11 protein-coding genes are annotated in these 11,900 nt (G+C 45.0%); 3 read left to right on the top strand and 8 right to left on the bottom strand.

Annotated features, from left to right (window positions below; genetic code table 11):
* The first annotated feature begins 847 nt into the window (after positions 1-847).
* On the top strand, positions 848-1,813 hold the full coding sequence (locus F6K63_RS32985) for a GDP-mannose 4,6-dehydratase (protein ID WP_071106964.1): 966 nt from the start codon (positions 848-850) through the stop codon (positions 1,811-1,813).
* Positions 1,814-1,942: 129 nt separating this feature from the next.
* On the opposite strand, the gene F6K63_RS32980 is transcribed toward F6K63_RS32985, so the two are convergent.
* The 6 genes from F6K63_RS32980 to psbQ form a co-directional block, all read right to left on the bottom strand.
* Positions 1,943-3,436, bottom strand: a complete 1,494-nt coding sequence (locus tag F6K63_RS32980; protein WP_008185431.1) for a M23 family metallopeptidase — start codon at positions 3,434-3,436, stop codon at positions 1,943-1,945.
* 10 nt (positions 3,437-3,446) lie between these two features.
* The gene (locus F6K63_RS32975; RefSeq protein ID WP_271970023.1) at positions 3,447-3,752 is read right to left on the bottom strand and encodes a hypothetical protein; all 306 of its coding nucleotides are present in this window, start codon (positions 3,750-3,752) and stop codon (positions 3,447-3,449) included.
* A gap of 96 nt (positions 3,753-3,848) precedes the next feature.
* Positions 3,849-4,679, bottom strand: a complete 831-nt coding sequence (locus F6K63_RS32970; protein WP_008185433.1) for a biotin--[acetyl-CoA-carboxylase] ligase — start codon at positions 4,677-4,679, stop codon at positions 3,849-3,851.
* A 29-nt stretch (positions 4,680-4,708) separates the two neighbouring features.
* A complete protein-coding gene (locus tag F6K63_RS32965) occupies positions 4,709-5,425 on the bottom strand; it encodes a hypothetical protein (protein WP_229414541.1) in 717 nt (238 codons plus the stop codon).
* Positions 5,426-5,668: 243 nt separating this feature from the next.
* Entirely contained in the window at positions 5,669-6,805 is a 1,137-nt protein-coding gene (locus F6K63_RS32960) for an NAD(P)/FAD-dependent oxidoreductase (protein ID WP_008185439.1), read from the bottom strand.
* An 18-nt stretch (positions 6,806-6,823) separates the two neighbouring features.
* Complete coding sequence (gene psbQ / locus F6K63_RS32955; RefSeq protein ID WP_229414543.1) at positions 6,824-7,324, bottom strand: photosystem II protein PsbQ; 501 nt, start codon at positions 7,322-7,324, stop codon at positions 6,824-6,826.
* Positions 7,325-8,428: 1,104 nt separating this feature from the next.
* On the opposite strand from psbQ, the gene F6K63_RS32950 reads away from it, so the two are divergent.
* On the top strand, positions 8,429-8,635 hold the full coding sequence (locus tag F6K63_RS32950; protein ID WP_008185444.1) for a DUF433 domain-containing protein: 207 nt from the start codon (positions 8,429-8,431) through the stop codon (positions 8,633-8,635).
* Between the two features lie 21 nt (positions 8,636-8,656).
* Here F6K63_RS32950 and F6K63_RS32945 read toward each other — a convergent pair whose 3' ends face one another.
* Complete coding sequence (locus F6K63_RS32945) at positions 8,657-9,502, bottom strand: alpha/beta fold hydrolase (protein ID WP_287314479.1); 846 nt, start codon at positions 9,500-9,502, stop codon at positions 8,657-8,659.
* 202 nt (positions 9,503-9,704) lie between these two features.
* Positions 9,705-11,087 carry a thiamine pyridinylase gene (gene bcmE, locus F6K63_RS32940; protein WP_008185449.1) on the bottom strand — a complete coding sequence of 461 codons (1,383 nt, stop codon included), beginning with the start codon at positions 11,085-11,087 and terminating at the stop codon, positions 9,705-9,707.
* A gap of 368 nt (positions 11,088-11,455) precedes the next feature.
* Here bcmE and F6K63_RS32935 point away from each other — a divergent pair, with 368 nt between their 5' ends.
* Positions 11,456-11,872, top strand: a complete 417-nt coding sequence (locus F6K63_RS32935; RefSeq protein ID WP_008185450.1) for a Tery_1686 family protein — start codon at positions 11,456-11,458, stop codon at positions 11,870-11,872.
* The last annotated feature ends 28 nt before the right edge of the window (positions 11,873-11,900 follow it).

Raw genomic sequence — 11,900 nt, 5'->3', positions numbered from 1 at the left:
GGGAGCAGGGAGCAGGGAGCAGGGAGCAGGGAGCAGGGAGCAGGGAGCAGGGAGCAGGGAGCAGGGAGCAGGGAGCAGGGAGCAGGGAGCAGGGAGCAGGGAGCAGGGAGCAGGGAAGAGGGAAAAAAATATGTGTACCTCATGAGGAGAAAAAGCGCTATATCGGTTTGTTCTACTTAGAGGATACTCGTAGCTGGAAAGTTCCCCATCTGACCAACTGCTGCTATAAGTAATTAGTCATACTTAATTCTTAATACCCACATAATAGCACTGACACCAATCTGTTCCCCTTTGCCAACTCTAAGTCAGCAGGTTATACTTGACTAGTAGCTTGCCATTCATCAAGACAGAAGGGGGTATTATTTTTTTTTGTGACGATTTAAAATAGAACCAAAGTTATTTAATAACACAAGATAATTTGTCGCCGTTGTCGGGAAAAGGTTACAGTAAATAAAAATTTACGAAAACAGTATCAACAAAATAGTTTTACAATAGTTATAATCAAAATAATTATAAGTGATGTTTGAAGTTATGGGGTAATTCACCTAGGTAATCAACTTAATTATCTCTATTTTTTTTTAGCTCTTGCCTCCGGTTTATAGTTTGACGAACGTAACGTTAATTTTTATCTCTATTTATATCTATCCCTATTTATATCCCTAAACAACTTAGCCTTAGCCATAATTATCGACAATCTAGGATAATTAACTAAATTTAAAAGACTGTCGCTCAGGGCTATCAATTAGCATTATTGTTCTTTATTATAGTGTACACTTCGATTCATGATATCTAACATGGATAGTTAATATTAACATGACATGAATCGTTTATTTCCTGAGAAAAGTTAATGAAAAAGGCACTGGTTTGTGGAGTATCTGGTCAGGATGGAGCCTATTTAGCAAAATTGCTCTTAGACAAAGGCTATACTGTCTGTGGCACATCACGGGATGCTCAAATGTCCTCCTTTAGGAACTTGGTGTATTTGGGTATCCGAGACCAAGTTAAGTTGGAATCAATGACACTGACGGATTTTCGTAGTGTATTGCAAGTGCTGACAAAATTCCAACCCTATGAAGTTTACAACTTGGCTGGGCAAAGTTCAGTGGGTTTGTCTTTTGGACAACCGGTAGAAACCCTAGAAAGCATAGCGACTGGCACGATTAATTTACTAGAGGCAATTCGCTTTACTGGTGCTCCCATTAAACTCTATAATGCTAGTTCTAGTGAGTGCTTTGGGGATACTGGAGACAAAGCCGCTGATGAACAGACTCCCTTTCGTCCCAGAAGTCCCTATGGTGTTGCTAAAGCAGCAGCGTTTTGGGAAGTAGCTAACTACCGTGAAGCCTATGGGTTATTTGCCTGCTCTGGTATTTTATTTAATCATGAGTCTCCCCTACGACCAGAACGATTTGTGACCCAAAAAATTGTTAGTGCTGCTTGTCGGATTGCTAACGGTAGTCAAGAGAAGCTTCGTTTGGGCAATATGGCAATTCAGCGTGACTGGGGTTGGGCTCCTGAATATGTTGAAGGAATGTATTTAATGCTACAGCAAGACCAGCCAGATGATTATGTAATAGCGACAGGGGAGAGTTATAAATTAGAAGATTTCGTGGCAACGGCGTTTGCTACAGTTGACTTGGACTGGCAAGAGCATGTGGTGACCGATAGCAACTTATTCCGACCGACTGATTTGGCTTTAGGGAAATCTAACCCAGCTAAGGCAAGGGATAAGTTAGGCTGGCAAGCCCAATACAAAATGCCGGATGTGGTGCGAATGATGGTGGAAGCTCGGTTGGAGAGTTTGTCTAAGTAAAGGGTAAAGGGTAAAGGGGAAAAAGGGACTGGGGACTGAGACGGTGATATAACTGGTGCTGCTGATATAACTCTGTCCCCATTACCCCATCACCCGATCACCCCATCACCCGATCACCCGATCACCAGCCTAAAATCCTCGTAGGGAAAAGGAGGTATTTTGGGCTACCTGTAGGGCTTGGACTAGTTGACCTAAAGAATACTTCAAATGGGAGCCAGCATCCACTGCTACCCAGCCTTGGGGAGTGGCATGCCGCCATTCAAAGTGTAGGTGGGGACCAGTAGAATTACCGGTGCTGCCAACCCGCCCAATTACAGTTCCTTTTTGTACCCATTCCCCAGGTTGGACAAAGATTTCTGATAGGTGAGCGTAGCGGCTTTCTTGGGTACCTTCCTCATGGCGCACCATAACGGTCAAACCGTAGCCACCTAAGAAGTCAGCTGTTACTACTTCACCATCAGCGGCAGCAACAACTGGAGTACCTAGGGGTGCTGCTATATCTGTACCAGCGTGGAAACGGCGATTACCGGAAATCGGATGAGTCCGCCAGCCGAATAGGGAGCTAATGGCAGAAGGAATCGTTACGGGGAACACAAAGCTGGATTGCCTGAAATTGGCCAGTCCTAAGGGTCGTTGGGTGAGATTGTAGTAGGCTAAGGCTGTAGGAAGTTTCCTGACAGACCGATTCCGCCGAGCAACGCTAATCCCACGAGGAACCCATTTAGCTGGACGACTCTTGGCAGGTTTGACTCGATTAAATCTGACCGGTTGAACTGAATTATATGAATTATATCTGACTGGTCGAACCGGATTATATCTAGCAGTTTGAGTACTAATTACTCGTGGTCTGGGTAATTGAGTTACTCTACGGTTCCGTCTACTTCCAGAGATAGCAATTGGTTGACGCCTCGGGGCAACACCACAATTCCCCCTGAGTTGCCCATTTCTGGCTACAGTCCGACAACCCCTTGACCGTTCAGTTAAAACAACTGCCGAGGGGCGAGTGTACCGTTTAGTGGCACCAACATTGTAGTTTGTGCGGTCAATATAGCTATTTTTAGCAGCGGTTTTTGGAACTCTAGGCTGTAATGCTACTGGATTGAGCTTGACTTTCGGTGGCTTGGCGACAGTGGCTTTAGCTGGTACAGAGAATTGGGTTCTACGCTGTACTCGTTTGACTGCGATCGCTTTTGTCCGGACAGATTTCCTAGCTGGTGGAGCAATCGGTTTCTTAACCTGGATAGGCACCGAGGGAGCTACTGATTTCCGGGCAACTTTTGGTGCTCGTGGGGCAATGGGTTTAGTGACCTTGGTTGCTGCTACTGGTTTTGAAGCAGCTTTTGCTGGGGCTGGTTTGGCCACTGGCACAGCTGGCACAGCAAAGGAGCTTGGGGGTGTAGGTTTAGGCAAAGCAGCAATAAGAGTTGGATCAAATGCTGCTTCCGTTATAGATTTGGTAGTGGTGTTGACTGATACAGCTTCTATGGGTGACTGAGTTTTGGCCACAACCATACCGCTGCTGAGGACACCAATACTACTCATCACACTCAGTCCATGGATGAGTTTTGGGCATCGGTAGAAAATGCTATACAGGGTGCTACCAGGGGAGTTTTCTTTGGTCATTTACGACTCACTAAATAATTACTACACAGTTATACTCGCTCGGCTCAGCCATCAGCCATAATTCCGGCGTTGCGTCAGTCTTGGAATGAATAGGAGTAGAGTGGGCATCCTGCCCGCCCGGAAACTGTAACGGGCAAGATGCCTGTTCCACCAAGATGCCCATGCCACGGCAAGATGCCCATGCCACGGCAAGATGCCCATGCCACGGCAAGATGCCCATGCCACGGCAAGATGCCCATGCCACAGGTGCGACCGTTGGCGAATTAAATTCGCTATAGGTGCGCACCGTCAGGAACGGGCAAGATGCCCATTCCACAAAACTATTAAAATCATTCCATTATTAAGCAACGCCATAATTCCTGTTTTGTTGATTAGTTGATGCTTAACATTTGACCCTTAACCGTAAGAGTTCTCAACAACTACGATAGCCAAGACTGATTGTACCGGGCTTGAGCAAAATTTCTTTTGGGGTCGGAGTATCGTGTAGATGCACTCGCAGTTCGCCCCTAGGGGTTACCCCTGTTATGATGCCTGGATTTCCTTCTACCATGACCTGGCTTCCTTGATAATTGAATAGCGCTAGATATCGTGGTAGCAAACTATTCATTCCTTCCTCTGACCAGAGTTGATATCCGGACAGTAGTCCTTGTAAAACAATCGCAGCCAGCATTTCTATAGAAGTCACAGTGGCATAGGACTCGGGTTGCCAAAATGAGCGCAAATTGATGCCAGATTCCGGCACTTCATTGCTCCAGTTAATTCCGACACCCACAACGGCTTTGGTAATTTGACCCTGTTTGACACGGGTTTCTGTTAGAATACCTCCGAGTTTGCGTCCCTTAAGTAGTAGGTCATTTGGCCACTTCAGAGACACAGGCATAGCGTAAGCTCTCAAAGCTGTAGCAATTCCCCAAGCACTACACATGCTTAGCTGGGCGCTGTCCAATGCCTGTAACTTGGGAGCTAAAGCTAAGGATAAGTAGAGTCCACCTTTTGGAGATTGCCATTGTCGTCCCCACTGTCCCCGCCCTGCTGTCTGTTGCCCAGCAATAACCATGGTGGGAACTGTTGCACCTTGGTTGAGCAATTCCCAAAGGGTTTGGTTAGTGGATGGGAGAGTGTCAAAGACCTGTAGAGGAATTGGTGGAAATTGCCCCATGGCTGGGGAGTTGAGGGGCAACTGTTCCCTTACTGCTTCCAGAGCAATTTCAAACGCTTGTTGATTAAATGAGCTTTTATTCATTTAAATGATAAGCTCACGTAAATGATTATCTAGCGTGAAGGACATTTATCTCGGCAATAGACTTCTAGAGATTTAATTGTCGCTGAGTCGCGATAGTTCTGGGTTTGGTTATATTCTTTCAATGGTGAAGCATAAAGGCCAGAAAACTGATTATTAGTATCATTGACGGCTACTCCCATGCGAAAGGCTATATCTTCCGATAGGTTGGCAAAATTGACGTATTCCCGAGACTCGCTGGCATAGTTAAAGGACAAGGTAGCATCACCGTAAGTTTGCTCAGCTAGTTTGAGGGGTGTGCCAGGGCCAACACCTTTGGTGGTGCGATAGTTAGGATTTGTGGTGAATAACGCTTCCATTACGGTTGAATTACCCATAGGTGTTCCCATCGGGTAAAGAATATAGTATTGGGGTTGTCCTGATTGGATAACTGCGATCGCATCGAAACCGACAATAAACGGTGACTTCACCTCAAATTTTGCTTTATCCCCTAGGGATTGTTTCAGCTGTCCCAAGGTCATTCCCAACTTAGCCGGTCCAATTCCTTTAGGAGAGATAGTAAAGGCATCTGATGCTGGTGGAGACAGTTTGGTTGTGGACTTTGAACTGCCAGATTTAGATGTGTCCTCTAAATTAGGCGGGCTTGGCATCGGTTGGGAAACCGGTGTTTTCTTAGTTGATGGAGTAGGCGACGGGCTACAGCTCATCAGCACCATCAGCAAACTCGTGATTAACCATCGAGATTTCATCAAAAATTCACGGCTGGATACTCCCCTGACACCCCATTGGGGTTAAACCTGAGAGGTTGCGCCGCGCCTCCTACAAAACAATTAGTTGATCAGTTAATGAACATTTAACCTATATATTTTAATTGATCGCTGTTTTTTGACGATTGACGGTTAACTGTTAAATCTCAATAGTAACTCTCAACAAAAACAATAGGTGCGCTTTCCGCATCTAATTATTAAATTCGCCACGGGTCGCACCTCTAGCTATTTTCCTGAGTCAATAATTTCTTCCCGAATTATTTGTGCGGTAGCCGGAGCAAGGAGTACACCATTGCGATAATGACCTGTTGCTAGCCAAACATTATTGTAACCAGGCAGTTGATCAATAACAGGGGCAGGTCGTCCTTCTGGACGAGGGCGTAACCCGTACCATGTGTGGATAATTTCTGCTGTGGCTAGAGCAGGGCAAAATGCGATCGCATTCTGTCTGACCACCTCCAGTAAGGCTGGTTGTGCTTCTACATTACCTGCATCATCGGGAAACTCAACTGTTGCGCCCACCCAGTAGTCTTGCTTACCTACTGGCAAAATATGAACATCATCACGAGTAATCACTGGCTGAAAATCTTCATATCCCATGGGCTGTGGCAGCCGCAATTTTACTCCTTGTCCCAGTACTGGTTTGAGAGTCAGAGGCAGATCTCGACTAACTTGCAAGTCTTGTGGTTGGAGCATCTTAATCAGCCCAGATGAACCCAACCCAGCAGCCACTACTAGCCAATCTATCTCTAGGGTTCCAGAATCAGTAGAGATTTGGGAGCAATTGAGAGAATTGTTGAGATCGGAACCTATGGATTCAAAGCCTTTAACTGTGATTCCAAAATTAAACCTAACCCCATTGGCCTCAGCACCAGCCACTAATACTTGGGTTAGGGCAGTTGGATCAATTTGTAGGTCTTGGGGAGAATAGATTCCAGCAATAAATTTATCTTGACTCAGCTGAGGGCAACGGTGCTTAACTTGGGGAACATCCCAAATTTCTAATTGCCAACCTTGGGTGAGGCGAGTTTGTACTAGTTTTTCCCAAGAGGCCAAGTCCTCTCCAGGCAAACACAGCTTCAAGATACCGTTGCGATTGACTGGAATCTGGTATCCCGTGAGTGCCTCTAATTCAGGAATCAGGGTCTGATAGCGCTGGATACTGACTTGTCGCAGCTGCCACGCCCTACCCTTGACTTTTTTACTAATGGCACCCATCAGTACCCCTAAAGCAGCACCAGTAGAGCCTTGTGCTGGCAGATGCTGGTCGAGCACAGTGATACTTAGCCCATTTACCCGACTAAGTTCATATGCGATCGCTGCTCCAACGATACCGCATCCAATAATAGCGACTTTACTCACAATTTTATCGATAACTTTTTAACTAGTGGGAATTAGTTCCAAAAAGTTATCAAATTTTTTCAAGGCTGCTTCGTAGTTTTTGAGTGCTAGCTGGGAGTTGCGCTCTACAGAAGCTTCATCAATTTTCACCAAAGATTTCAACAATACTTCAGCCGCTTGCTTGGCTGCTTTCTGGTCTTTGGGAAGAAGTTGACCAGCCAGATAGTTACTGCTGCGCCCTAGATCTCCTAACGGACCATGGATAAATGAACTAATATCTACCCAGTTTTCGTCTTGAATGTTGGCTTCGAGAACTGGCATTTTCTCGCGAAGCTCAAGCACTCTAGTAGCACTTGTCTGGATTTGGGCAATTTTTTCAGGGGTGTAGGTAGGAGCGGTGGTGGCACTTGGGCTACCACAGCTGACCAAAAAGGTCATCACCATTGCCAGAATCACAGTCAGAATAGACCGATAACTTCTCATCATCATTGTTTGTTCGCTAGCCAACCTCTCGGGAAAACTACTTAAGGTTCTTGACACTCCCCGCCAGCTTATGAGCGGGGATTCTTAGTTCTACGACACGCCTTGTCTTGATGCAGTCGCTCATGGGGGAAACCCCCAAGACCGCTTAGGTGCGCTTTCCGTAGGCGAATTAAATTCGCCACGGGTCGCACCTCTGCATCGCTAAAATTAGTTATCCAGCAAAGGCAGTACTTAAGCCAAATACCCGTTTAAAAACGCGCATATCGAGCCTAATTTAACTAAACGAGCGTGGGCTTATCTCCCTAAGCGTTGGGTCTCCCCCGTTCCCGTGTGCCCCACGGTACGTTTAGTTTTAAAATTTTATTTTACTGGGGTTTCGGTATCTGTTAAGATCCATGCGTTTTGGCGAGGTATGCGCGCTCCTCGTGTACTAGTATCGCTTTACGTCGTTGTTTTAAATTGGCAGTACCGACGAATCCTGCCTGTACTAGGCTACATGTTTATTCTATCACACTTTACTTAAAAGCCGTCCTATAATAACGGGGCTTTAAACCCAAAATTTTTGGTCAAGTACTATAACCCAATATTGGTCACATCAAACGAAAAGTTTAATACCCAATAGGGCACCTTGACCACTGATTGCATCAAAGCTTACCAACCCAAGCACTACTTTCAGCAAGATCTTGGTTGGCGACATACTAATTAATTCACGAGCTGCTCAGGTAGAAGCTACTGACTGCTGTTTGCCTTTCTCAAGCTTGTATCTGAGCTGTATAAATGTCAGATTAACAAGTTTATACAAAAATTAGAATTGGTTTGAAGTTGAGAATATCAAATTGATTGGTATCATGGTAAAAGCTAATAATTGGGATAACAATTATTAATTTCTCGATCATGACGGATTTTTAGTTTTAATTAAAATCAAGTCAAATAAGACTATATTACTAGTTCAGCAATCGTTACTGATGGAAATATTGACTAAGGCTTAAGCTAAGTAATGATGAAATAAATTCGCCAACCCTGATCACAAGATATTCTACCAAGCTATCATAAAACAAAATGTGATTTATAGTACTAAAAAATCTTTGGCTCTCTTTTCTACTCTTCCCTACTCCCTACTCCCTACTCCCTACTCCCTACTCCCTACTCCCTAAAACTCCAATGAGCGATCGCAATATTATTACCACCGAAGCGGATAAGCGAGGTGGTAAACCTTGTATTCGACAGATGCGCATAACAGTTGATGACGTTTTAGGCTGGCTAGCAGCTGGTATGTCTCACGCCGAAATTGTCGATGACTTTCCAGAATTGACCGAAACAGACATTAAAGCTTGCCTAGAATTTGCTGCTGATCGCGACATCGTTTAATTGCCACGGATACTGAAAAATTCAAGCTTTGCGTCTTAGAAACGGCACCAGTATTTCACTAATTTCCTTCGACCAATGCTCCTGAGGGTAATGTCCAGCTTCCTCCAGCTTCACCAATTCCCCATTCTTAAGCTGATTAGCAAATTGCTCAGCTTGGTCAACCGGAAGCCAAGGGTCTTTGAGTCCCCAAACAATTAAGGTTGGTTTGTCCCAGTTGCGGAAACCTGATTCAATTTCTGCCATACACTTGTTCATCTGGATATTCTTGATTGTCGCTACCAGAGAACGTCCAGGATCGGAGCTTTTGAGGAAAGGCTTGCGATAGAGATCTAAATACTTGTCTTCAATGCGATAGCGAGACCCCCCTTCCAGACTTCGGTCAACTAACAGGGGGTCTTGGGTTAACATATCTCCGATGAATGGCCATCCCCATTGCTGCATCTTGCTGGGTAACTTGGCAGCCGACGAGACAGGTGTATTGAGAATCACTAGACGCTCAATCTGGTCTGAGTGACGCAAGGCATATTGAAGTCCCACTGAGGCGAGAAAGCCTTGGACAACTAAGGAAAACCTTTCGATTTCCAGCTGTTTAAGGAAATCGCCTAAGGCTTCAATGAACGCATCTGGTGTGTAAGGAAAGTCAAGCCGATCCGGTTTTGCGGATAATCCAGAACCGAGCCAATCTGGTGCGATCGCATTGTACCCTACTTTAGCTAAATCTGGCATGATCTCACACCAGCAAAAACTCTGGGATGGTAAGCCATGAAGCAGTACTACTGGCACTGGTTTACTATCGCCAACTGCTTTAGCTTCCCGATAGAACCATTCCCAAGACCCGACTTCTATAGATTGTTCACTGATGGACACGGTTGTTTTGCCTTTACGCTGTTGCTTGTCGTGTGGCAATCCTGATCGACTTGTGAACAATACTTCCCTTGAAAATAGTTCGTCAGTCCTGAGTGCTGAGTTTTGAGTAAGAACTGTGACTGTTCACTTTTCAGCTCGGATTGCTATATGAGCTTACCCCTGAGTGGGAATTTAGACAAGTGAGGACTCAGGTGCCAGACTTTTATGGCAAGGGGCATGTGTTGCAACCACATACAGATGTTTCTTGTGCAGCTGGGTATGCATTGGTCCACTGACCGTTCCAAAAAGCGCCATGGTCGGCACATGTATCTCCACAAATCTCAGGAGCATAAGTGTTATTGAGAATAGGTTCGATAGCTGGATAATCACAGCCGCAAGAATAATTCTCCCTAGCCTTCTCACGAATCGTGTTTTTCATTTTCCCTAGCCAGCTACGGCTTTGATCATTCACCTTGAACATAATAATATTCTGACCTTGGATGAGCCCAAACATATCACCATAAAGCGGGAACGATTGCTCAAGAGTCTGGAATATGCTGGGACGAGTGGCCATAAGATACTGGGGATAGGGATGACTTGCATCTGCTCCAATACTTGCAATCATCGTTGTGGAGGCTGCCATCGTATTAGCTAGCTTTACAGCAAAGTCACGTGTCCCCCTGTTTTTAGTTGTAGTATTTACACCAATCACATCAGCATAGAAAACTTCTGGATAGGATTGATCTTGATCTGATAACGGCATGACCTTGAAGCCAATGTTTTGCCGTGTGTTTTCACTCATGTTTGACATCGCTTCTGTATAGCCCATGAGTGCACGTCCCCAATCATTACTAAACCACTCTGCCTGCTGGTAGGGCTGCTGCTTGGGCTCCATAGAATCCGTTGCATTCTCATAGCTTGCCATCCCTAGCAACTCTTGCATGTTGTCTATCGCCTGGGAGTTAAGTTGGCATTCATTCTCAGGCAATGGGAAGGGATATTCTCCAGTCAAGCTATGGGCAATGTCTAGGTAAAGAGTAGCATTTGTCGTGCCACCAGCCATATCAAGCATCATGCCCCGAATATCGGGGGGAATCTCGCTGGTATAGGTGCATGAAGACAAAGCACTCTGAATTTCATCTAGGTTCGTTGCATTGGCAATCGCTGGATCATCTTGTCTATAAAATAAGATATTTGCACAACCAAGCTGGGGAATTGCGTAATACTCCCCACCTACCTTAACCCCATCTATTGCGTATTCAACGAAGTCCTCCAAGTTGTCGATTTCACTAGCCTGTATCGGTTCGAGCCAGTTTTTACTGCGAAAGTAGTCGAAAAACATGGCATCGAATACATAAACATCTGCATCTTCAGGAGGATTATTCGAGTAACCCCCATCCCAATCCTCCGAAGGAACGAAATTCAAGGGAACGTTTGGTTCAACCAAATCCCATTCAGCTTGTATTGCTGTTTGGAATTGCTCAAGCCGAGGAACGTATGGATACAGTGCAACCTTTAGCTCTGTAGCCAATGCTTCTCCTATTCCTAGAAGACTGATAGCCAAGGCTAAAATTAGGGTCAAGCTGAAATTAATTAGTTTTTTCATCACTATTTCATCACTACATATCTAGCCCCTTTTTTCCCTCGTGGATCAATCAGTGCCTGCTGAACTTGTTGACAATCAGTAGCAGGCAGCAGTGGCAAGGATTGCCGACTTGTTCGAGTTGAGTAACCCGGGGGAATCGAAGCCAAGAACCATTGGAAACCTTTATTCTGACATCGGTTCCCCTAGCATATTATGAGTTCATTTTTCTTGCGCTTACCCTGGAACACTTGGTTCTTCTTTTGATCAAATTACTAAATTTTACACTAAAAGTATAAATTTTTATAAATAATTGGGTAGATTTATCTTAGGTTGTAATAAAAAGATACAAATTACGTTACTAACTAGCAGTTAACCATAGGAGATTAGGCGTGAACGCAGCTGAACAAGCAATCGGCTTAGAAGTCACCACCAAAATTGCGGCTGTTGTGAATTTGTTTAAGTCTGAATTCCCTGATGCCAAGGCTGACCTCAAGCCTTGGACCAATGACCCGGAAACCCGAGAACTGGTGGATCCTAACTCCATTGACATTGGTTTTCACTTCCCTGGCTGGAGTAGACGCTTCCAAAGTCGAAGTATTTTGTTACAGATTCGGTTTCATAAAGACCACTTGGATCAATCTCATCGGCTGATTGGTTTGGAAGCGACCGCCTTTAACCATCAAGGAGAAGCTTGGCGACTGTCCACAGTGGAGCGTTGGCAAATTATCGGTAATTGTCAGCCATCAGCTGAAGTGGGGGAAAAGCTAAAACATTTCTGTCGTCAGGTGTTTGAGTTGTTTCTCTGATTGAACTTGTTGAATCTGGTTTCAAGCC

It is taken from the genome of Moorena sp. SIO1G6, from assembly GCF_010672795.1.
GTDB classification, from domain to species: domain Bacteria; phylum Cyanobacteriota; class Cyanobacteriia; order Cyanobacteriales; family Coleofasciculaceae; genus Moorena; species Moorena producens.
This window is presented reverse-complemented; position numbering and strand designations above follow the sequence as displayed.